Genomic DNA, 21,640 nt, shown 5'->3' with positions numbered 1-21,640 from the left:
TAGCCTAAGCGCTACTCCACCCATTCCAGTCCGATATCGCGGTACAGGCTGCGGTCCTCGTCCCATTTGGCATGCACTTTCACGTGCAGGTAAAGATGCACCCGCACGCCCATCAATTTGGCGAGTTCGGTACGCGCAGCTTCACCGATCGCTTTAATGCGGGTTCCGCCTTTGCCGAGCACGATGGCGCGTTGGGTCGGACGAGCCACCAATATTTGCTGGTGGATTTCCAGCGAGCCGTCGTCCCGCTCGACATATTTTTCGGTTTCAACTGCGCTTGCATAGGGCAACTCTTCATGGAGTTGCAGATAAAGTTGTTCCCGCGTGATTTCCGATGCGATCAAGCGATCGGTGGCGTCTGAAACCTGATCCTCCGGAAAATGCCATTCGCCCTCGGGCATGGCATCGGCCAAAGCGGTTTTGAACTCGTCAAGCCCATCGCCGGTAGCTGCGCTGATGAAATAGATTTGCTCAAAAGCACAGATATCGGTGATCTTGGAGGTCAGCGACAGGAGCTTTTCCTTCGCCGCAATATCGACCTTGTTCAGAACCAGCCATTTGCGTTCGGGACGGTCTTTCAGGCCTTGCAGAATTTTTTCGACCTTTGGCCCTGCACCGGCCCGCCCGTCAACGATCAGGGCGATGAGATCGGCATCACCAGCACCGTCCCAAGCGGCCGCCACCATCGCGCGGTCAAGACGGCGTTGGGCGGCGAAAATGCCTGGTGTGTCCACCAATATAATCTGCGTGTCACCCTGCAGGGCGACACCCAACATACGGGTTCGGGTGGTCTGCGCCTTCGGACTGACAATGGCGACCTTTTGCCCGACCAACGCGTTTACGAGCGTCGATTTACCCGCATTTGGTGCGCCGATAATGGCGACATGCCCGCATCTTTTTGTCATGCGTAGGCCTCCAGAAAGGCGAGGGCAGCGGCCGTTTCGGCGGCCTGTTTGCTGTTCGCCGACGCGCTGACCGGATCGAAGCCTTTCACGGTAACAGTAATTTCAAAGCGCATGGCGTGGGGTGGGCCTTCCTTTTTTGTGATTTGGTAATCGGGTACTTTACGACCATTGGCCGCACACCATTCCTGTAGTGCAGATTTCGGATGCTTGGGCGCACCTTGTGCGGTTTCGATCATCGTGCCCCAAAGCCGTTCGATAAAACCGCGTGCTGCCTCCAGACCTTGATCGAGATAGAGCGCGCCAATGATAGCTTCCATGGCATCGCCCAGCACATTGTCGCTCTGCTGCGCGCCATCGTCGCGTGCCTGTTTGCCCAGCCGTATATAAGTGTTGAGATTGATCTGCCGTGCAATTTCGGCGCATGTGCTGCCTGCAACGAGTGCGTTTAACCGATGGGATAAACGGCCCTCGGCCTCATCCGGATAGCGCCGGTACAGCATTTCCGAAATGACGAGGCCCAGAATCCGGTCCCCCAAAAACTCAAGGCGCTGGTAATCCGGCTGCCCTGTGCTTCCATGCGTGAGCGCACGGTTGTAAAGTTCAATGTCGGTTGGTTTTTCTGGCAGTAAATCAGCCAGCCAGTCGGCTTGGGACTTCTCGGTCAAAATCCCTGTCCAATCCGTTCCGGCCGTGCCGCGCTGAACCATGTCCATGGCAACAGCCAACGCGAAGAGCCATCGGTCGAGAACACCGTCACAAGTGCGCGTCCGACAAGATATTCCTGCGGCACGATGCCGATTGCCTTGCCATCGGCAGGAAAGCGGCTGTCTGCGCTCCGGTCGCGGTTGTCACCCATCAGGAACAGTTTGCCCTCACCAACAACAAAGGCTTCGGTATCGTCGCCGGGCAACGCATCATCTAAGTCCAATATCTCGTAGGATTTACCCTCGGGAAGCGTTTCTTTGTAACGTGGATAACGACATTGGGTGCCGCCATTCTTTGCAGGCTCTTCAAAATCCTGACGCCAGCAGGGGAACTGTGTTCCTTCGAGCGACGCGGCCTCTTTCATATTGTCCGTGACCGGAATGACCAGATCGGCAATCCGTTCTTTCTTCACAGCCACGCCGTTAATTTCGAGCACGCCTGCGCGCATCTGGATAACGTCACCGGGCAGGCCGATAACACGTTTGATATAGTCGTCCTTCAATGATGGCGGCGCTTTGAACACCACCACATCACCCCGTTTGGGCTCAGATGCGAAGACTCTGTCGGGGATAAGCGGGAGGGAGAATGGAAGGCTGTATTTGGAATAGCCATAGGGCCATTTGGCCACCAGCAGATAATCGCCGATTAACAATCTGGGTTGCATGGATTCCGAAGGAATATTGAAAGGCGAGACAATGAAACTGCGTAAGATAAACACAAACAGAGCGAGTTTCAGAAGAAACGTACCATATTCGCGCCATTCGGACGCTGACTTGCCGCTGATATCGGCACTATTCCCCTGAACAGAAGCAGCTTCGGGTTGTTCGGTCGTTGATGTCACATAAACTCGCAAATTAACTGTCATTTTCGGACGTAAGGACTGGCCTTCTAATGCCAAGCCGCGCTATTGGCCAGTGCCGAGATTCCAACATGATTTAAGCTAGGACCGCAAATGACCGACAGCAACTGGGCGCAACTGGAAAACCACAAGGCGCCAGCTCTTCTTTCTCTCTTTGAAAGTGATGCGGAACGTGTTGCCAAACTGACGGTAGAACTGGCGGGGATATATTTTGATCTGTCCAAAACCCATCTCGATGATGCCCTTCTGTCGGAATTTTCGGCAATGGCTGAAAATGTCCAGTTAGGCGCCGCGAAAGAAGCCCTATTTAGCGGGGCTATTGTCAATCCGACCGAAGGCCGTGCAGCAGAACATACGGCGGAACGTGGCACCGGTAACCCCGATGCCGTCGCCCATGCGCGGGAATTACACAACCGGATGCGCAGTCTGATCGACGCGATAGATGCGGGTGCGCTGGGTGAAGTTGAGCATGTTCTGCATATCGGTATCGGCGGTTCGGCCCTAGGTCCGAAACTGTTAATCGATGCTTTGGGCCGCGAAGATGCGCGCTACAATGTAAAGGTCGTCTCCAACGTCGATGGCGCGGCATTGACCGAAGCCATTGCCACCATGGATCCGCACAAAACCATTGTCGCGGTGGCATCAAAGACCTTCACAACCACGGAAACATTGCTCAACGCCAGCAGCGCGATGGAGTGGATGCGCAAGGGCGGCGTTGCGGACCCCTATGCCCAGTTCGTCGCGCTTACGGCCTATCCCGAGAAAGCTATCGAATGGGGCATCGATGAAAGCCGTGTCTTGCCCTTTAACGAAGCTGTAGGTGGACGTTATTCGCTGTGGTGCTCAATCGGCTTTCCCGTCGCGCTTGGGCTGGGATGGGGAGCCTATGAAGAACTGCTGGAGGGCGCGGCGGCGATGGACCGGCACTTCCGTACAGCGCCAACGTTGGAAAATGCGCCCACAATGGCCGCATTTGCTGACCTCTATTACGCCCAATGTCGGGGCTGCGAGACCCGCGCGGTATTCGCCTATGACGAGCGTCTGCGTTTGCTTCCCGACTATCTCCAGCAATTGGAAATGGAATCGAACGGCAAATCAGTCACTGCGCAGGGCGCTCGGCTTGGTCGTCATAGTTCACCCGTAACATGGGGTGGCGTCGGTACGGATGCGCAGCATGCCGTGTTTCAACTCTTGCATCAGGGCACGCATCTCATCCCTGTCGAATTTATCGCCAGCAAAACACCCGGGCATGATTTTGATACAGCTCATCACGAGGCCTTGCTGGTCAATTGCTTCGCGCAAGGGGCGGCGTTGATGACCGGTCGTTCCTCCGACGATCTGGCCCGCAACTATGAAGGAAATCGTCCATCAACAACATTGTTGCTCGACGATGTGACGCCGGGCACGGTGGGCGCGCTGATTGCATTTTATGAGCACCGGACTTTTGCAAATGCGGTGATGCTCGGTATTAATCCATTTGACCAATTTGGCGTCGAGCTTGGCAAGCAAATTGCCAAGGATATCGGCGAAAATGGTCCGAGCGGTTTTGATCCGTCAACCACCGCGCTGATCGAGGCGGCATTGGGCGAGTTGTAACCTTGATTGCTTGTGTCGATAACTGTGGTGAACAAAAGCTATTGGTGACAATCCTTCCGGCACCCCACATGGTCTCGTAAACTGAAAGAAATTTCCCATGTCCGACTTTGACTATGATCTCTTCGTTATTGGTGCTGGATCCGGCGGCGTCCGCGCTTCGCGAATAGCTGCTTCTCATGGCGCGCGCGTAGCCGTCGCGGAGGAATATCGCGTCGGCGGGACCTGTGTCATTCGTGGGTGTGTTCCCAAGAAACTATTGGTTTATGGTTCGCATTTTGCCGAAGATTTGTCCGATGCCCGCCGTTTTGGGTGGGATACGAAAGGCGCAACTTTCGACTGGCCAACGTTGCGTGACAATGTCGCTGCCGAAGTTGACCGCCTCGAAGGTCTTTACGGACAGACCTTTGCGAACAACAAGGTCGAAGTGTTCCATGAGCGGGCGACATTGTCCGGCCCGCAGAGCATCAAACTCGCCAGTGGCAAGGAAATTACCGCGCGCACCATTTTGGTTGCGACAGGTGCCTGGCCCTCCGTACCCCCGATTCCGGGAGCTGATTTGGGCATCACATCCAACGAAGTCTTTCATTTGCCGGCACTGCCAAAAAGGGCGGTAATTGCTGGCGCAGGTTATATTGCCAATGAATTTGCCGGCATCTTCAACGAACTCGGCGTCGAGGTCACATTGGTCACCCGCGGCGATAAGATGTTACGCAGCTATGATCAGGAGATAGTCGAGAAGCTCGTCGGGATCAGCCGGGAAAAGGGCATCGATATCCGCATGAACTTCCCGTTCAAAGGCGCGCAAAAGCAAGCTGATGGATCTATCTTGATCGACGGTGGCGACGCAGGAATGATTGAAACCGATCTGTTGATGTGGGCGATCGGGCGGGTTCCTAATACGGCCAATCTGGGCCTAGAAGAGGTGGGGGTTAGTCTTGACGCGACTGGCGCGGTTGTAGTTGGCGCGGATAATCGTACCAATATTGAGAGCATTTACGCGGTGGGCGACGTAACGAACCGCGTTCAGCTGACACCCGTCGCCATTCGGGAGGGTCATGCCTTTGCGGATTCCGTCTTCGGCAATAATCCGCAGACCATTGATTATGGATGTATTCCGACGGCTGTTTTCTCCAACCCCCCGATAGCAGGGGTCGGACTGACGGAAGAAGAAGCGCGGGCAAAGCTCGCTGATGTCAAAATCTACCGGAGCGATTTCCGGGCGATGAAGAATGTGCTCGCCGGCCGAAACGAGCGCGCTCTTTATAAAATGATCGTAGACGGGGCTACCGACAAGGTTGTCGGCCTACACCTTATTGGACCCGACAGTGGCGAAATTCTGCAGGCTGCCGCAATCGCCGTTAAGGCCGGACTAACGAAGCAGGCATTTGACGACACGGTTGCGCTACACCCCAGTATGGCGGAAGAACTTGTTCTGATGAAATGATCAGGGAAAATATGTCGGCTCATCGCCCGCACGCCATTGCGGATATCGCTTCATAATGGCGTCGAACAACGAAGATGTGACGAGATTGTCGAGCCAATGATGCAGTGGCTTCAAGGGCAAGGCTTCGAACCAGTTTGGATCGGTCGCGGCAAACTGGCGGACAAACGGAAAAAGGGCGATATCGGTAAAGCCCGCTTGGCCAGTCCCAAGGTAGCCGCTGGCGGCAACCTTATCGTTCAATATTCTTAAATGGGGCAATGCCGCGTCGCGGTGTTCCGTTCCATCCGCCAAATCGTAACGGCTCGGATATTTGTATCGGTCCAAATGCTGTTTGAACGGACCATCATTCGCGGCGATCAGGTCTTCATCAACATGTTGAAGCCACTTTAGCGGATCATTTTGCCGCAGTGCCCAGCCCATGATGTCGACGCTCTCTTCCAAAACGCTCTGACCATGAACTAAAACGGGTACGGTAGCCTTTGGCGAGACTTCGAGCATCTCTGGAGGTTTATCGCGTAGCACAACCTCCCGGATTTCAACGGTTACCCCGCTGACGGCGATGGCCATACGCGCCCGCATTGCATAGGGGCAGCGACGAAAACTATAGAGAAGGGGAGGGGTGGTCACCGCCTACAGCGCGCGCGGGTTGACGCCGATATGCTGTTTACCCCGCTTCGACGCGAGCGCGATTTGCTTTTGCCGTTCGGCATAACGCTGACGATCGGCTTCGCTGCGTTCGTTGAAGCAGGCGGGGCAGGACACGCCTTCCTGATAGGATGGCGATTGCTTGTCCTCGTCCGAAATGGGGTGACGGCAAGCGCGGCAAAGCTCTTTAGTTCCAAGTTCAAGGCCATGTTTGACCGAAACACGGTCATCAAACACGAAGCATTCGCCCTGCCACTTGCTCTCCTCCGCGGGGACGGTTTCGAGATATTTCAATATCCCGCCTTCGAGATGATAGACCTCGTCTATCCCCTCAGCCTTCAGAAAAGCCGTCGATTTTTCGCAACGGATCCCGCCCGTGCAGAACATGGCGAATTTGGTTTTTCCTTCCGCCAAACTGTCCCTATTTTCACGGAACCATTGCGGAAAGTCGCGGAACGCCTTGGTGCGCGGGTCAATGGCGCCTTCGAAGGTTCCAATCGCCACCTCATAATCGTTCCGTGTGTCGATCAGCACCGTATCGGGATCGGAAATAAGCGCGTTCCAATCCTCCGGTTGTACATAAGTGCCAACTTCGCGCTTGGGATCGATCCCGTCCACACCCAGCGTTACAATCTCCTTTTTCAGGCGTACCTTCATCCGGTAAAAAGGCATTTCCTTGGCGTGGGAGTATTTCACATCCAAATCGGCGCAGCCGGGCAGGGTTTTCAGGAAAGCCACTACTGAGTCGATACCTTCCGCACTGCCCGCAATTGTGCCGTTAACGCCTTCATGCGCGATCAGGATCGTGCCCTTAATACCGTGCGCAATGCACAAATCCGCAATCTGCGGTTGGAGCCGGGCAGGCTCGTCAAAGGCCGCAAAACGATAGAGCGCGGCCACTTTGATGGGATGGGGCTGGGACATGCCGCGCCTATAGGCAATCTAGCCTTTTCAGGCAATGCGGTAAGGCACCACATCGCGCAGATTGGGGTCAACGATAATCGCCCGGTCGCTGGGCGGGAAAGCGCGCTGGTCGCAATCGCTGCGTGGGCAGATGCGGCAGGATGCGCCTATCGGTGTTGCCGCTTGGGGGGAAGCGAGGTCGAGGCCATCTGCATAAATGAAATCCCGCGCATGTTCGATCTCGCACCCTAATGCCACAGCATAACGTCGCGGCGCGCGGGCATAGCTTCCCGAGGGTTTTACCAGTCCTTTTGCCATCGAAACATAACGGACGCCGTCAGGTGTTTCGGCGAGCTGGACCAGAATACGGTCAGGAATGGCGACTGCCTCATGCACAATCCATAACGGGCAGGCACCCCCAAAACGCGCGAATTGAAGGCGCGTCGCACTATGACGCTTGGTGATATTCCCGGCCATGTCGACGCGGCAGAAAAAGAATGGCAATCCGCGCGCGCCCGACCGTTGCAGGGTCGAAAGCCGGTGGCAGGCCTGTTCGAAGCTGACCCCGAAAACCTGCCGCAACCGGTCGATATCGTGGCGTAGGTTCCGTGCCTCTTGCCGGAAACGGTTGTACGGCATCAACAGCGCGCCCGCGGCATAATTGGCGAGGCCGACGAAGAGCAGTTGTTGCGACGACCGGTTACGAAGACCTGCACCTTCGACGATGGCGGAGATGTCATCCTGCAATGCCAGGGCGACCAACTGATGCGCGAGTTGGAATCTTTGGCTTTCTGCCGGTTGGCTCTGGTCGATCTGCAATTCACCGGCTCCGCTGTCATATTGGCGTAAGCCCGAATGCGCAGTGTAGATAAGCGAGATAGCCAATGCATCGCGCAAATAACGTTCGATCGCTTCGGCCGTTGGAGAGACAGTTTTGCTCGTCAGTTTCTCCGCCAATTCTTCCGCCGCTCGGTCAAGCCGGTCGACATAGTTTCCTTCCATATGAAACCAGTCGCGCACCTCTTCCCAGGGCAAACGACTTCCGCCCGCATTTTCGCTAGCCAGCGCCTCATCGACAATCTGCAGTCGTTCGCCGGTCCGGCGGTAAGCAGCGTGGAGGGCCACAAACTGATCCGCCAAAGCGGGCTGTTGTTCGGCGATACGCGTCAATTGGTCCACGGATAAGGGCGCAGGAAAAAGCGGATCGCTTGCCGCCTCGCGCAATGCGGCAAAGCGGCGGGTTGTCGCGTCCTCCTCGACATCCTGCCAATCCATCGGGAAATCGCGCGACAGCAGCTCGATTAGCGCAGGGGTAAGCGGTCGGTCGTCATGTTCGAGCTGCGACAGATAGGAAACCGAAATCCCCAACAGACCCGCCATTTCCGACTGTTTATGACCCCGCGCGTTGCGGAGATTTCGCAATTGTGTTCCGGCAAAAACGCGGCGCTTCGCCATAATGTCCCCAATGCTGCTCAAGCCATAAGTTCTGAGGCCCAGCATAGTTTGCAAAATGACACTTCGCAACTTTGCAAATTCACATTGGACTTTGCACTATAACTGAAGCAAGAAGCCCACTTGGATTTTGGGGGATTGCCATGTCGGCAAACATTGCTGAACTTGAAAAAAGACGTGCTGCTTCGAAAATGGGCGGTGGTCAAAAGCGCATCGATGCGCAGCATGCGAAAGGTCGCCTGACAGCGCGCGAGCGGATCGACATCCTGCTGGACGAAGGTTCGTTTGAAGAACTGGACGCCTATGTCGAGCATAATTGCACCGACTTCGGCATGGCTGAGCAGAAAATTCCGGGCGACGGCGTCGTAACCGGTAGCGGCACGATCAACGGCCGCCTTGTCTATGTCTACAGCCAGGATTTTACCGTATTCGGCGGGTCGCTTTCCGAAGCGCATGCGATGAAAATCTGCAAGGTGATGGACAACGCCATGAAGGTTGGCGCGCCGGTCATCGGTCTTAACGACAGCGGCGGCGCGCGTATTCAGGAAGGCGTGGCAAGCCTTGGTGGCTATGCCGAAGTGTTCCAGCGCAATGTGCTCGCATCCGGTGTCGTGCCGCAGATCAGCCTCATCATGGGCCCCTGTGCAGGTGGCGCGGTTTATTCCCCCGCCATGACCGACTTCATCTTCATGGTGAAGGACAGCAGTTATATGTTCGTGACCGGCCCCGATGTGGTCAAGACAGTGACCAACGAAGTGGTGACGCAGGAGGAGCTTGGCGGAGCCGTGTCGCACACCACCAAATCCGGTGTGGCGGACAATGCGTTCGAGAATGATATTGAAGCACTGCTCTCGGTACGCGACTTTTTCGATTATCTGCCGGAAAATAACCGCACTGGCGTGCCGGAGCGACCAACGGAAGATCCATGGGACCGGATGGAGCCAAGCCTGGACACGCTCATCCCGCCAAGCGCGAACCAACCCTATGATATGCACGAACTCATCCGCAAGACAGTGGATGAAGGTGACTTCTTTGAAGTGCAGCCCACCCATGCGGCGAACATCATCATCGGATTTGGGCGGATCGAAGGCCGCACGGTCGGTATCGTCGCCAACCAACCTATGGTGCTCGCGGGTGTACTTGACATCAACAGCAGCCGGAAGGCCGCACGCTTCGTGCGTTTCTGCGATGCTTTTGAAATTCCGATCTTAACTTTCGTTGATGTTCCCGGCTTCTTGCCCGGTACGGCGCAGGAATATGGTGGCATTATCAAACATGGTGCCAAACTGCTCTTCGCCTATGCGGAGGCAACCGTGCCGAAGATCACCGTCATCACACGCAAAGCCTATGGCGGTGCGTATGACGTGATGGCGTCAAAGCATCTGCGCGGTGATTTGAATTATGCGTGGCCGACCGCGGAAATCGCGGTGATGGGCGCGAAGGGCGCGGTGGAAATCATCTTCCGTGGGCTGGGGCCTGAAGAAATCGCCGAGAAAACCAAGGAATATGAAGACCGCTTCGCCAATCCTTTCGTTGCGGCCAGCAAGGGCTTTATCGACGAGGTGATCTATCCCCATTCCACACGCAAGCGCATTGCGTTGGGCTTGCGCAAACTGCGGAACAAGGGGCTGGAGAATCCTTGGAAGAAGCATGACAATATTCCGCTCTAGCACTGCTGCTCTTGCGGTCTGCTTTTCAATGCTCGCCGTCGCTGATGCTGGGCATAGCCAGCCACGTAGCCATGTGGAAGAAATGCTCATGCTTGATGTCGATACCGCAAAACAGAAGCTGGAAAATTGGATCGGCGCAAACAGGGGAGGCGAAGCAGCGGTGTCGCAGGACTTGCTGGACGCCGGGTTTGCGCCGGACAAGGGATCGCCGCAATGCCGTTTTTACAGCTATTATCGAAAAACCGGTGAAGATGGGTCGGCCCGCACCTCTTCGATCGCTCTGTGCGATGCTCCCCGTGACGCGATGGTGTTGGTGCTGGATATGCTTCCTCATGCGAAACGGCAGTGGACAGGCCAGATGAGTAAAGAGAAAGTGCGGAAATGAAACTAGGTCGTCTTAACCATATCGGTGTCGCAACGCCGTCTATCGCCGATAGCATCGTCTTCTATCGCGATGTGATGGGCGCGACGAAAATCCACGACCCGTTTGATTTGCCCGAACAGGGTGTGAAGGTCTGCTTTGTCGACACGCCGGGATCGGATGGCGCGCTGAACGGAACACAGATAGAATTGATCGAGCCGCTGCCCGGTAACGCGTCTATCGCGGCTTTTCTCGAAAAGAACCCCGCCGGCGGACAGCATCATGTTTGTTATGAAGTACCCGATATCCACGCCGCCAAGTCTGAATTTGAGGCATTGGGCAAACGCGTATTGGGCGAACCGCGTATCGGTGCGCATGGAACGCTGATTTTCTTTGTACACCCCAAGGATATGGGCGGTGTGCTGACCGAGATTATGGAAACACCGAAAAACCATTAAAGACCCGTCCCATATACGGGAGAGGGAAGGGAGCAGGAATGACTTATTCTACGATTAATTTGGACATCGCGGACCAGATCGCAACGATCACGCTGAACCGACCGGAGCGGCTTAACGCCTGTTCGCTGGATATGGCGGACGAAATTTCCGATGCGCTGGACCGATTGGAAGACGCCCGCGTGCTCGTCATCACCGGCGCGGGTCGTGCCTTTTGTTCCGGCGCTGATCTGGCTGCGCGCAGAGACCGTCCAGTCACCGGTGGGCAGGGCAGCTATATCGCACTGACCGAGAAATATAATCCGATGATCGTCAAGTTGCTGCGGCTCAATATCCCCGTAATCACCGCGGTGAACGGGCCTGCCGCAGGCGTGGGCTGTTCCATCGGTCTGGTTGGTGATTTCGTGCTTGCGGGCAAGAGCGGATATTTCCTGCAGGCTTTCGTCAATATCGGTCTGGTGCCAGATGGTGGTTCCACATGGATGCTGCCGAGGCTTGTCGGAAAAGCACGCGCTACACAGATGATGATGCTGGGTGAAAAGATTTTCGGTGAGCAGGCCGAAGATTGGGGCCTCATTTATAAATGCGTAGCGGACGAAGCGCTTTTGGAAGAAACCAAGGCTCTCGCGACACGGCTCGCAACCGGCCCCACGCTTGCCTATGCGACAATGCGCAAGAACATTTTGACCTCGCTTGAACATGGTCTCGCCGACACCTTGCAGGCCGAAGCCGAAGGCCAACGTATTGCAGGTTCCAGCGCGGATGCACGAGAAGGTGGAATTGCATTCCTTCAGAAACGCAAAGCAGAGTTTAAGGGAGCATAACCCCCTCTCTTCTTTAGGGGAGAGGGAATTGGGAAGATCGAATGACAAATTACGACGATTGGAAAAAGGCAGCGGATAAAGAGGTCAAGGGCAAGGACCTGACCTGGCGTACGCCAGAGGGTATCGCTGTCAAACCCCTTTACACATCCGATGACGCAGGCGATCCGGGGCTTCCCGGTTTTGCGCCGTTCACGCGGGGCGTTCGGGCGTCGATGTATGCGGGCCGGCCGTGGACTATTCGCCAATATGCAGGCTTTTCAACTGCGGAGGAATCCAACGCCTTTTACCGCCGGAACCTGGCCGCAGGGCAAAAAGGTCTGTCTGTTGCCTTCGACCTAGCGACGCACCGCGGTTATGACAGCGACCATCCCCGTGTCGTCGGCGATGTCGGCAAAGCGGGTGTCGCTATCGACAGTGTCGAGGACATGAAAATCCTGTTTGACGGTATTCCTTTGGACCAGATGTCGGTCAGCATGACCATGAACGGCGCGGTTATACCAATCCTCGCCTTCTTCATCGTCGCTGGTGAAGAACAGGGCGTTTCACAAGCGCAACTGGACGGGACCATTCAGAACGATATTCTGAAAGAGTTCATGGTCCGCAACACTTACATCTATCCGCCCGAACCTTCGATGCGGATCGTTTCGGACATCATAGCCTATACCAGCGCGAATATGCCGAAGTTTAACAGCATTTCGATTTCCGGCTACCATATGCATGAAGCCGGCGCGACGGCGGTGCAGGAACTGGCGTTCACCATCGCAGACGGCAAGGAATATGTGCAGCGTGCCATGGCAAGCGGCCTCGATATCGACGCCTTTGCCGGTCGGCTATCCTTCTTCTTCGGCATCGGCATGAACTTCTTCATGGAAGTGTCGAAGCTGCGTGCCGCACGTACGCTCTGGCATCGCGTCATGGATGGTCTTGGTGCCAAAGATGAGCGCTCCAAAATGTTGCGCACCCATTGCCAGACATCGGGCGTGTCGTTGCAAGAGCAAGACCCCTATAACAATGTTATCCGCACCACGATCGAAGCGATGGCCGCGACCTTGGGTGGAACGCAATCCTTGCACACCAATGCGCTTGATGAAGCCATAGCATTGCCGACTGACTTTTCGGCGCGGATTGCCCGCAACACGCAGATCGTTTTGGCGGAAGAAAGCGGAATTACGAAGGTCGTCGATCCGTTGGGCGGTTCCTATTATGTCGAGGCACTGACCGCAGAATTGGTCGATCAGGCGTGGAAAATCATCAGCGAGGTAGATGCATTGGGCGGCATGACCAAAGCCGTGGCATCCGGCATGCCCAAGCGCCTGATCGAAGAGGCGGCTGCGGCACGTCAGGCGCGTGTCGACAAGGGCGAGGATGTCATTGTCGGGGTCAACAAATATAAACTCGCCACCGAGGAACAACTCGATACGCTCGAAGTCGATAATGACTTTGTTCGGCAGGGCCAGATCGCCCGCCTCGCGAAGACCCGTGCGGCCCGCGATGAAAGCGGATGTCAGGCGGCACTCAAAGCGTTGACGGAAGGCGCGAAGGTGAATGAGAATCTCTTGGCTCTCGCCGTCGATGCAGCGCGTGCGCGCGCGACATTGGGTGAAATTTCAGACGCGATGGAGGCTGTTTTCGGCCGCTATGCGACAACGCCGGTACCGGTTCAGGGAATCTATGGCAGCGCGCATGAATTCGACACTCGCTGGGCGCAAGTGCTGGACGGCGTGCAAGCCGTCGAGCGGCGTTTGGGGCGCAAGCCGAAATTACTGGTCGCCAAAATGGGCCAGGACGGACATGACCGGGGCGCCAATGTCATTGCCTCAGCCTTTACCGATATGGGCTTTGAAGTAATCAGTGGTCCCCTTTTCCAGACACCACAGGAAACCGTTGTTCTGGCTTTGCAGCATGACGTGGACGCCGTAGGTGCATCAAGCCTTGCCGCCGGACATAAGACGCTTATTCCCGAACTGGTGAAGGGACTGCGCGAAGCAGGTCGCGGAGACATCAAGGTGATCGCAGGCGGCGTCATTCCGCCGCAGGATTATGACTTTCTGCGGGAGGCGGGTGTTCAGGGCATTTATGGTCCCGGCAGCAATATTGTCGAATGTGCCGTAGATGTGCTGACTCTGCTGGGGCACAATATGCCGCCTATAGGAGAAGCTGCGTGATTGCCCTGTTTCTCGTTCTCCAAGCGGCACCACTGGCCGAAATGAAATCATCAATGCAACCGGTGCCGCTGGACGAGGGCGTCGGTCTATTTCGCCAAATTTGCTTTGAAACTATGCCTGATCCCAAGGCAGCGATGAATGTCATCAATAGTCCGGAATTGGAACTAGCTAAGCTTCCTGAAACGCCGACACAGGCGATGCAACCTGGTGATGCCTGGGCTTCACCAAAAATGTCCGTGACCTATGTCGATACCCAATGGCTGCCGATGGATTTTGGTTCTCCACAATGCTCGGTAACGGTCGTTCTCGAAGGAGGCGACACGCATAACGCACTCGCCACAGCGATGCAGTCGAAATTGCAATTACCTTCGGTCAAATTTGGAAAAGAGGCGGAAAGTGCCCGTACAATGTGGGATGTCCCGCAAACCAATGGCGATAAATGGCGACTATTCCTTACAAGCACCAAAACACCCAGTGGTACGCAAATGACCGCCACCATCATGAATTTACGAGGGAAGAAAAAGAAATGACCGTCCGCACTGATTGGACCCGCGAACAAATCGCTGCACTGTTCGACCTGCCCTTTGACGAGCTGGTTTATCAGGCCGCGACGGTTCATCGCGCCCATCATGCTGTTGGGGAAATCCAACTGTGCACATTGCTCAGCATTAAAACTGGCGGATGTCCCGAAGATTGCGGCTATTGCAGCCAGTCGGTGAAGGCCGACAGCGGTGTTGAGGCAACCAAGTTGATGGATGTCCAGGCTGTGTTGCAGAAGGCCGCACAAGCGGCCGATGCGGGCTCTCGCCGTTTTTGCATGGGTGCGGCTTGGCGTAACCCCAAAGACCGCGACATGCCCGCGATTGTTGAAATCGTGAAGGGCGTGCGGGACATGGGCATGGAAACCTGCATGACCCTGGGCATGCTGACGCCAAAGCAAGCCGGAATGTTGGCAGAGGCCGGGCTCGATTATTACAACCATAACATCGATACCTCGCCCGAGCGTTATAACGAAATCATCACAACGCGCACCATGGAGGACCGTCTCGAAACGCTGGATCATGTGCGCAAGGCCGGCATCAATGTATGCAGCGGTGGGATTGTGGGCATGGGTGAAACCCGCGCCGATCGTGTGGGCTTTGTCCATACCTTGGCGACGTTGGAGCAGCATCCTGAGAGCGTTCCGGTCAACGCACTGGTTCCGGTTAAAGGCACCGTATTGGGCGATATGCTCGCCGACACGCCGCTCGCCAAGATCGACGACATTGAATTCGTCCGCACGATTGCGGTTGCACGCATCACCATGCCGATGAGCATGGTGCGCCTGAGTGCGGGACGCGAGAGCATGTCGGAAGCGACACAAGCGCTATGCTTTATGGCGGGTGCGAATAGCATCTTCACCGGCGACAAGCTGCTGACCGCGGCCAATGCCGGTGATGACAAGGATGCTGCGATGCTCGCGAAATTGGGGCTGGTTCCGATGGAGGCCGAAGAGCCTTTGCGGGCGTGCAAGGCGTTGGAGGCGGCGGAGTGAGTGGGCGTGGACTAGCCGCCTGTCTTTTCATGGTGCTAATTCTATTCGGCCTAATGTTCTATTCCGGCATGTTCATGCACGGCGATCCAGTGGAGGAACCCACCGTTGTTCAATAAAATTCTCATAGCAAACCGTGGCGAAATTGCTTGCCGCATCATTAAGACCGCGCGCCGGATGGGGATCGCGACCGTTGCCGTCTATTCCGACGCCGATGCGCGCGCGCCTTTTGTGCAGATGGCCGATGAGGCGGTGCATATCGGGCCTTCGCCTGCTGCGCAATCTTATCTGATCGCGGACAAGATCATCGCTGCGTGTAAACAAACAGGTGCGGAGGCGGTGCATCCGGGCTATGGTTTCCTGTCCGAACGCACCAGCTTTGCTGAAGCCTTGGAGGCAGAGGGCATCGCCTTCATTGGCCCGCCAGTAAACGCGATTGCCGCGATGGGCGACAAGATCGAGTCCAAGAAACTTGCGATGCAGGCGGGCGTCAATGTCGTTCCCGGCTTTGTCGGCGAGATTGACGACACAGAGCATGCTGTGCGGATTTCAGAAGAAATCGGCTATCCCGTGATGATGAAAGCCTCCGCAGGCGGCGGTGGTAAGGGCATGCGGCTTGCCTATAGCGAGCAGGATGTCCGCGAAGGATTCGAGGCGGTCAAGCGTGAGGGGCTCAACAGCTTCGGCGACGACCGCGTCTTTATCGAGAAATTCATCCTCAATCCCCGCCATATCGAAATCCAGATATTGGGCGATAAGCACGGCAACATTCTCTATCTGAACGAGCGCGAATGTTCGATCCAGCGGCGCCACCAAAAGGTCGTCGAAGAAGCACCGTCGCCCTTTGTCACGCCGAAGATGCGCAAGGCCATGGGTGAGCAGTGCGTCGCGCTTTCCAAGGCCGTTGGTTATTATTCCGCCGGCACTGTAGAGCTTATCGTGTCGGGCGCTGACCCCAGCGGAGAAAGCTTCTACTTCCTCGAAATGAACACCCGTTTGCAGGTGGAGCATCCGGTGACCGAATGCATCACTGGGATCGATCTTGTCGAGCAGATGATCCGCGTGGCCTATGGCGAAAAGCTGGCCATGACGCAGGATGATATCAAGATCGACGGTTGGGCTATCGAGAACCGTGTCTATGCCGAAGACCCCTATCGCGGATTTCTTCCTTCGACAGGTCGTTTGACCCGCTATCGCCCGCCTGTTGCAGGTTGGACCGATGACGGCGCCGAAAATGGCCGTCGTGGCGTCGATGGCATTCGGGTGGATGACGGCGTTTATGACGGCGGCGAAGTGAGCATGTTCTATGACCCGATGATCGCCAAACTGATCACCTGGGGACCGAACCGTGATGTCGCTGCGGACTTGCAAATTGCCGCCTTGGACCGTTTTGAAATTGAAGGTCTTGGCCACAATATCGATTTCGTCAGCGCGATCATGCAGCATCCCCGGTTCCGTTCGGGCGAATTGACCACGGGCTTCATCGCCGAAGAATATCCCGATGGTTTCCACGGCGCATCGGCAGAAGCAGGCCTCATTAAATCGCTCGCGGCGATTGCCGGATTTCTCGCAACTGCTGAAGCCGACCGCGCCCGTCAGGTGGATGGCCAATTGGGCGGTACACTCCCACCGCCATCGCGTTGGCAGGTCAAAATCGGCGATACGGTGCACGACATCGAAATGGATGATGGTGCCATCCTGGTGGATGGTGAGGAATTCGCGTTATCGATGGAATATGTCCCGGGTGACCGTCTTGTTGAAGCCGAAGTCGGGGATGAGGAATTGGCGGTCAAAATCGCCAAAACCCGCACTGGATTCAAGCTGACCACCCGCGGCGCGAGCCATAGTGCCCGCGTCCTGCCCGGACACATTGCCCATCTCGCATCGCATATGATCGAAAAAATCCCACCTGATCTTTCGAAATATTTGATTTGCCCTATGCCGGGCCTCATCACTGCGGTCCATGTATCGGTCGGCGACAAGGTTGAAGCGGGGCAGCCACTCGCTATCGTGGAAGCCATGAAGATGGAAAATATCCTGCGCGCCGAAAAAGCGGGTGTGGTAAAGAGCGTAAATGCCAGTGCAGGCGAAAGCCTTGCCGTGGACGCGGTTATATTGGAGATGGAGTAACCGACAATGACGCTACCTGTAACTGCCTTTGTTGCCGCCATTTGCGCGATTATGTTGCTGATTACCGCCATCGATACCGTGCGGCATCGTATGCGAGCGAAGGTAGCTTTCGGCGATAATGCGGATCAGGGGATTATCAGCGCAAGCCGCAGCCATGGCAATTTGGCGGAACATGCGCCGATCGTTATCTTGCTGCTGGCCTTTTTGGAGATGAGCCGGGCCAATCATATGGCGTTGATGGCGATAGGCGCGCTGTTTCTCGCAGGGCGCGTCGCTCATATCATCGGTCTGTACGCCAAAGTGGAGCCGGGCAAGCCGCCTTTGCCCCGCAGCATCGGGGTAATATTGACCTGGCTGACATTGGCGCTGTTAAGCGGATGGACGATCGGCCTTTTGGCCGTCAGCAACTAGGCTTCGTCCAATATCGCAACGGCGCGTATCCAGCCTGCACTGGCGCGCTCAATCTTCACGGGAAAGCAGCTCAGCGTCCAGCCAAAGGCGGGCAGGGACGCCAGATTGGTCAGTTTCTCAATCTGGTAATAGGGCATGATACGTCCGGCCTTATGCCCTTCCCAGATGATATCCGGGTCACGCGTTTCCACCCAGCGACGGGCGGTATGGCTGAAAGGTGCGTCCCAACTCCATGCATCGGTGCCGACGACTTGTACGCCATGTTGGGTAAGATACAGCGTTGCTTCTGCCCCCATGCCACAACCCTGGTCGGTGAAGTTGTCGGTTCCGTATACGGCGCCTGACTGGACGAGTACGATATCATTCGGCTGCAGCGTGTAGCCGATACGCTCAAGTTCATTTTCCACTTCCTGCGCGGTAACGACATGACCGGCGGGCAGGTGTGAAAAGTCGAGTTTCACCCCTGGCCGGAAAAACAGGTCAAGCGGCGCTTCGTCGATAGACGGGGCAGGGGTAGCGCCACTGTCTGTGGTCGAATGAAAATGCCAAGGGGCATCCATATGCGTCCCATTATGTGTGCTCAACGTCAGGCTTTCGACGGCCCATCCTTCGCCATCGGGCAAGTCCTCTCGCGTCAGACCCGGAAAGAACATCGCGATCTGCTCCCATGTGTTGTCATGGGTCATATAGGTGATCTGCGGCCGCATGACGGGCGGGTCAGAAACGACATCATTGGTGATGGGGATGGATAGGTCAATGAAGCGGGGCATAGGTCTCTCCTCAAGCGGAAAGCTAAGGGCGGTTGTGGATAAACGCAACAAGCTGCTTGAACCGCGCCTCGTTCGCGATAAGACAGGGCCAAGAGCTAGAGGGGAAAATCATGGCGGATGCCGCTGAAACCGAAGTCGCGCTTGATCCGAAACGGGATCGGCTCGTTATTACCGCATCGTCCTTGGGGACTGTGTTCGAATGGTATGATTTCTTCGTCTATGGCATATTGGCCGCGCTGATAGGAAAACTGTTCTTTCCGGCAGACAATCCCACAGCAGCAACACTGGCTTCACTTGCAATTTTTGGGGCAGGTTTCGGGGTCCGTCCTTTCGGTGCCATCCTGTTCGGCTATTTTGGCGACAAGATCGGCCGCAAATATACCTTCCTGGTCACCATCACCTTGATGGGCCTCGCGACCGCTGCAATCGGCATATTGCCGACGTTTGAGACCGCGGGTCTGTGGGCGGCAGGAATGCTGTTACTGCTTCGCTGTTTGCAAGGTCTTGCCCTTGGCGGGGAATATGGCGGGGCAGCGATTTACGTTGCTGAACATGCGCCTGACGGCAAGCGTGGGCAGTATACGAGCTGGATCCAGGCTTCGGTTGCCGGCGGGTTCTTGCTGGCGGTTATCGTGGTTTTGGCAACGCGCCAGTCGATGAGCCCGGAAGCGTTTGATGCATGGGGTTGGCGCGTTCCTTTCCTCACCTCAATCCTGCTTCTCGCCATTTCGCTCTATATGCGGTTGAAGTTATCCGAAAGCCCGGTGTTCAAGGCGATGAAGGAAGCGGGCACAACGTCCAAAAATCCCTTTGTCGACAGCTTCAAATATCCCGGAAACATCAAACGGATTTTCGTGGCGATGTTCGGTGTCGCAGCCGGATTGACGGTGATCTACTACACTTCGCAATTCGGTACGCTCTACTTCCTGACCGGAACCGCGCGCGTACCGGAAACCGACGCTTTGTTATATATGGCGGTGGGTGCAGCTTTGGCGGCGCCGACTTATGTGGCATGCGGATGGTTGTCCGACAAATGGGGTCGCAAACGTCTGCTGCTGCTGGGGTATGCCTTGGCGATTGTCGGCGTGTTTCCCATTTTCTGGATGATGGCCGATGCAGCCAATCCGGCGCTGGAACGGGCAACCAAAAGCAACCCTGTCACCCTGTCGCTTCCCGCATGCGATTTTAACGCGCTCAACCGCGTTCATGAAAGCGAGTGTGCGAAAGCACTGAACTTCCTGACCAAGCGCGGCATTGCGTATAGCAAGGTCGAAAGCGAAAGCGTTGCGTTGAAAGTCGGGTCGACCGAATTGAAGGGCTTTGACGAAAAAGCCTATGTCGCAACACTTGAAAAAGCGGGCTACCCTGACAAATCCGATCCGGCAGAACGGCAACCGTGGAAGATTATCTTGTCGGTGTTCCTGATGGTCGCCTTGTCGGGGATGACCTATGGTCAGGTCGCCGCCATCATGGTCGAGATGTTTCCGGCAAAAATCCGCTACACCTCCATGTCGATACCCTATCATATCGGGACGGGTTATTTCGGAGGGTTCCTGCCCTATATATCGCAATATATCGTAGCGCAGACGGGGCAGCCTTTCTCGGGACTCTGGTATACAGTAGCGGTAACTGCGATGGCGTTTATCGTGGCGCTGATCTGGTTGCCGGAAACGTCGGGCAAAACCGAGCTGGATTGACAGGACCGCCGGTGCACGCAATGGGCGGATATGACTGATTTTCAGCCCCCGTTGCGCCTCACCCTGGATGGAGAAGCGTTGGTGTCCAACTGGCGTTATCTGAAAGCGCAGGGACAGGCGAGTTGCGGTGCGGCCGTAAAGGCAAACGGTTATGGCTTGGGTGCGGTCGACGTTGTGCGCCGCTTGCGGGACGCTGGGTGCCGCGACTTTTTCGTTGCCCATTGGGGCGAGGCGGCGGCCATTTCACACTTGGTGACGCCGGAATGGATATCGGTTCTCAACGGCATCACGGCGGACGACATCCCTCACATTCGACAGATTGGTGCCATTCCCGTCCTGAATACGCCAAAGCAGATCGCCTTGTGGCGCGCGGCAGGTGGCGGGCGGTGCCACGTCATGCTTGATAGCGGGATCAACCGCTTGGGTATCGGTTCCGAGCAATTCGCAGCGCCTTTGTTTGAAGGGCTGGATATCGATATCCTCCTGTCCCATCTGGCCTCCGCCGATGAAGACAGTCCGCAAAATAGCGCACAGCTCAATCTGTTTCGCCAACAGGCCAAGCTGGTCAAAGCCAAGCGGCTCAGTTTGGCAAATAGCGCCGGAATTATGTTGGGGCGGGATTTCCATTTTGACCTGACTCGCCCGGGGCTTGCCCTTTATGGGGGCGTGCCACGGACAGAAATGGCCTCATCGATAAAGCCGGTGGTGTCGCTATCGTCACGCGTGCTGCAGGTGCGGACTTTGATGGCGGGGGATGCGGTAGGGTACAACGCCACCCATATATGCACGTCCCCGACAAAGGTCGCTACGATTTCACTCGGCTACGCTGATGGCTATCTGCGGAGTTTTGCGGGCAAGGGTAAATTGCGTGCGGACGGTGTTTCCATTGCCATCATCGGGCGTGTATCAATGGATCTGGTCACTGCGGATGTCTCGGCGCTTGTCGATGTGGGCGAGGGCGATTGGATCAATGTGGACTATGACTTATCCCGAACGGCGGAATTAACCGGTTTGTCGCAGTATGAGTTGCTGACAAATTTAGGGCAGAGGTTTGAGCGGCAGTGGGTCTGACTTAGGGGTCGAGTGTAAAAAGAAGGGCGCCCCGAGAGGCGCCCTT

At 56.0% G+C, this 21,640-nt stretch carries 20 protein-coding genes; 13 read left to right on the top strand and 7 right to left on the bottom strand.

From position 1 onward, the window contains the following. Positions 1-11 precede the first annotated feature (11 nt). Genes era through lepB form a run of 3 tightly spaced genes read right to left on the bottom strand, consistent with a single transcriptional unit; the run spans position 12 to position 2,394 of the window. Positions 12-905 (bottom strand): GTPase Era, encoded by an 894-nt coding sequence (era, locus tag EUU25_RS04015; protein WP_158898508.1) that lies wholly within the window; start codon positions 903-905, stop codon positions 12-14. Continuing rightward, a complete protein-coding gene (gene rnc / locus EUU25_RS04010) occupies positions 902-1,570 on the bottom strand; it encodes a ribonuclease III (protein WP_246162897.1) in 669 nt (222 codons plus the stop codon). The genes era and rnc overlap by 4 nt, the downstream gene beginning before the upstream one ends. Further along, a complete protein-coding gene (gene lepB, locus EUU25_RS04005; protein ID WP_158903103.1) occupies positions 1,567-2,394 on the bottom strand; it encodes a signal peptidase I in 828 nt (275 codons plus the stop codon). The genes rnc and lepB overlap by 4 nt, the downstream gene beginning before the upstream one ends. Before the next feature lie 168 nt (positions 2,395-2,562). On the opposite strand from lepB, the gene pgi reads away from it, so the two are divergent. Both pgi and gorA read left to right on the top strand, forming a co-directional pair. Then, positions 2,563-4,065: a glucose-6-phosphate isomerase gene (gene pgi / locus EUU25_RS04000; RefSeq protein ID WP_158898506.1), complete on the top strand. Its 1,503-nt coding sequence runs from the start codon at positions 2,563-2,565 to the stop codon at positions 4,063-4,065. Positions 4,066-4,162: 97 nt separating this feature from the next. After that, complete coding sequence (gene gorA, locus EUU25_RS03995; RefSeq protein WP_158898504.1) at positions 4,163-5,509, top strand: glutathione-disulfide reductase; 1,347 nt, start codon at positions 4,163-4,165, stop codon at positions 5,507-5,509. Here the strand turns inward: gorA and EUU25_RS03990 are convergent, their stop codons facing one another. Genes EUU25_RS03990 through EUU25_RS03980 form a run of 3 tightly spaced genes read right to left on the bottom strand, consistent with a single transcriptional unit; the run spans position 5,510 to position 8,512 of the window. Next, entirely contained in the window at positions 5,510-6,136 is a 627-nt protein-coding gene (locus EUU25_RS03990; RefSeq protein WP_158898502.1) for a glutathione S-transferase, read from the bottom strand. Positions 6,137-6,139: 3 nt separating this feature from the next. After that, a complete protein-coding gene (gene trhO, locus EUU25_RS03985; RefSeq protein WP_158898500.1) occupies positions 6,140-7,078 on the bottom strand; it encodes an oxygen-dependent tRNA uridine(34) hydroxylase TrhO in 939 nt (312 codons plus the stop codon). Between the two features lie 27 nt (positions 7,079-7,105). After that, on the bottom strand, positions 7,106-8,512 hold the full coding sequence (locus tag EUU25_RS03980; RefSeq protein WP_158898498.1) for a helix-turn-helix domain-containing protein: 1,407 nt from the start codon (positions 8,510-8,512) through the stop codon (positions 7,106-7,108). A gap of 140 nt (positions 8,513-8,652) precedes the next feature. On the opposite strand from EUU25_RS03980, the gene EUU25_RS03975 reads away from it, so the two are divergent. From EUU25_RS03975 to EUU25_RS03935, 9 genes are all read left to right on the top strand, one after another. Next, on the top strand, positions 8,653-10,179 hold the full coding sequence (locus tag EUU25_RS03975; RefSeq protein WP_158898496.1) for an acyl-CoA carboxylase subunit beta: 1,527 nt from the start codon (positions 8,653-8,655) through the stop codon (positions 10,177-10,179). Next, on the top strand, positions 10,160-10,564 hold the full coding sequence (locus tag EUU25_RS03970) for a hypothetical protein (RefSeq protein WP_158898494.1): 405 nt from the start codon (positions 10,160-10,162) through the stop codon (positions 10,562-10,564). Before EUU25_RS03975 ends, EUU25_RS03970 begins: the two co-directional genes overlap by 20 nt. Then, on the top strand, positions 10,561-10,998 hold the full coding sequence (mce, locus tag EUU25_RS03965; RefSeq protein ID WP_158898492.1) for a methylmalonyl-CoA epimerase: 438 nt from the start codon (positions 10,561-10,563) through the stop codon (positions 10,996-10,998). The genes EUU25_RS03970 and mce overlap by 4 nt, the downstream gene beginning before the upstream one ends. A 38-nt stretch (positions 10,999-11,036) precedes the next feature. Beyond that, positions 11,037-11,819 carry an enoyl-CoA hydratase-related protein gene (locus tag EUU25_RS03960; RefSeq protein ID WP_158898490.1) on the top strand — a complete coding sequence of 261 codons (783 nt, stop codon included), beginning with the start codon at positions 11,037-11,039 and terminating at the stop codon, positions 11,817-11,819. Between the two features lie 41 nt (positions 11,820-11,860). After that, positions 11,861-13,984: a methylmalonyl-CoA mutase gene (gene scpA / locus EUU25_RS03955; RefSeq protein WP_158898488.1), complete on the top strand. Its 2,124-nt coding sequence runs from the start codon at positions 11,861-11,863 to the stop codon at positions 13,982-13,984. Continuing rightward, complete coding sequence (locus EUU25_RS03950; RefSeq protein WP_158898486.1) at positions 13,981-14,514, top strand: hypothetical protein; 534 nt, start codon at positions 13,981-13,983, stop codon at positions 14,512-14,514. The genes scpA and EUU25_RS03950 overlap by 4 nt, the downstream gene beginning before the upstream one ends. Beyond that, positions 14,511-15,518 (top strand): biotin synthase BioB, encoded by a 1,008-nt coding sequence (bioB, locus tag EUU25_RS03945; RefSeq protein WP_158898484.1) that lies wholly within the window; start codon positions 14,511-14,513, stop codon positions 15,516-15,518. The genes EUU25_RS03950 and bioB overlap by 4 nt, the downstream gene beginning before the upstream one ends. Positions 15,519-15,623: 105 nt before the next feature. Further along, complete coding sequence (locus EUU25_RS03940; protein ID WP_158898482.1) at positions 15,624-17,645, top strand: acetyl-CoA carboxylase biotin carboxylase subunit; 2,022 nt, start codon at positions 15,624-15,626, stop codon at positions 17,643-17,645. A 6-nt stretch (positions 17,646-17,651) separates the two neighbouring features. Further along, positions 17,652-18,056 (top strand): MAPEG family protein, encoded by a 405-nt coding sequence (locus EUU25_RS03935; RefSeq protein WP_158898480.1) that lies wholly within the window; start codon positions 17,652-17,654, stop codon positions 18,054-18,056. Here EUU25_RS03935 and EUU25_RS03930 read toward each other — a convergent pair. Next, positions 18,053-18,826: a cyclase family protein gene (locus EUU25_RS03930; RefSeq protein ID WP_158898478.1), complete on the bottom strand. Its 774-nt coding sequence runs from the start codon at positions 18,824-18,826 to the stop codon at positions 18,053-18,055. The genes EUU25_RS03935 and EUU25_RS03930 overlap by 4 nt on opposite strands. A 110-nt stretch (positions 18,827-18,936) precedes the next feature. Here EUU25_RS03930 and EUU25_RS03925 point away from each other — a divergent pair, with 110 nt between their 5' ends. Together EUU25_RS03925 and alr are read left to right on the top strand one after the other, a co-directional pair. After that, a complete protein-coding gene (locus EUU25_RS03925; protein ID WP_158898476.1) occupies positions 18,937-20,523 on the top strand; it encodes an MFS transporter in 1,587 nt (528 codons plus the stop codon). 30 nt (positions 20,524-20,553) lie between these two features. Beyond that, on the top strand, positions 20,554-21,594 hold the full coding sequence (alr, locus tag EUU25_RS03920) for an alanine racemase (RefSeq protein ID WP_158898474.1): 1,041 nt from the start codon (positions 20,554-20,556) through the stop codon (positions 21,592-21,594). Positions 21,595-21,640 lie beyond the last annotated feature (46 nt).

The sequence above is a fragment of the Sphingorhabdus lacus genome, from assembly GCF_009768975.1.
Lineage (GTDB): Bacteria > Pseudomonadota > Alphaproteobacteria > Sphingomonadales > Sphingomonadaceae > Sphingorhabdus_B > Sphingorhabdus_B lacus.
The sequence above is the reverse complement of the archived record's forward strand: the minus strand, read 5'-3'. Positions and strand labels throughout refer to the sequence as shown.

Coding starts and splice junctions, on each gene's coding strand:
- era (WP_158898508.1), bottom strand. CDS start 905: ATGACAAAAAGATGCGGGCATGTCGCCATTATCGGCGCACCAAATGCG.
- pgi (WP_158898506.1), top strand. CDS start 2,563: ATGACCGACAGCAACTGGGCGCAACTGGAAAACCACAAGGCGCCAGCT.
- gorA (WP_158898504.1), top strand. CDS start 4,163: ATGTCCGACTTTGACTATGATCTCTTCGTTATTGGTGCTGGATCCGGC.
- trhO (WP_158898500.1), bottom strand. CDS start 7,078: ATGTCCCAGCCCCATCCCATCAAAGTGGCCGCGCTCTATCGTTTTGCG.
- EUU25_RS03980 (WP_158898498.1), bottom strand. CDS start 8,512: ATGGCGAAGCGCCGCGTTTTTGCCGGAACACAATTGCGAAATCTCCGC.
- EUU25_RS03975 (WP_158898496.1), top strand. CDS start 8,653: ATGTCGGCAAACATTGCTGAACTTGAAAAAAGACGTGCTGCTTCGAAA.
- EUU25_RS03970 (WP_158898494.1), top strand. CDS start 10,160: ATGACAATATTCCGCTCTAGCACTGCTGCTCTTGCGGTCTGCTTTTCA.
- mce (WP_158898492.1), top strand. CDS start 10,561: ATGAAACTAGGTCGTCTTAACCATATCGGTGTCGCAACGCCGTCTATC.
- EUU25_RS03960 (WP_158898490.1), top strand. CDS start 11,037: ATGACTTATTCTACGATTAATTTGGACATCGCGGACCAGATCGCAACG.
- scpA (WP_158898488.1), top strand. CDS start 11,861: ATGACAAATTACGACGATTGGAAAAAGGCAGCGGATAAAGAGGTCAAG.
- bioB (WP_158898484.1), top strand. CDS start 14,511: ATGACCGTCCGCACTGATTGGACCCGCGAACAAATCGCTGCACTGTTC.
- EUU25_RS03935 (WP_158898480.1), top strand. CDS start 17,652: ATGACGCTACCTGTAACTGCCTTTGTTGCCGCCATTTGCGCGATTATG.
- EUU25_RS03930 (WP_158898478.1), bottom strand. CDS start 18,826: ATGCCCCGCTTCATTGACCTATCCATCCCCATCACCAATGATGTCGTT.
- EUU25_RS03925 (WP_158898476.1), top strand. CDS start 18,937: ATGGCGGATGCCGCTGAAACCGAAGTCGCGCTTGATCCGAAACGGGAT.
- alr (WP_158898474.1), top strand. CDS start 20,554: ATGACTGATTTTCAGCCCCCGTTGCGCCTCACCCTGGATGGAGAAGCG.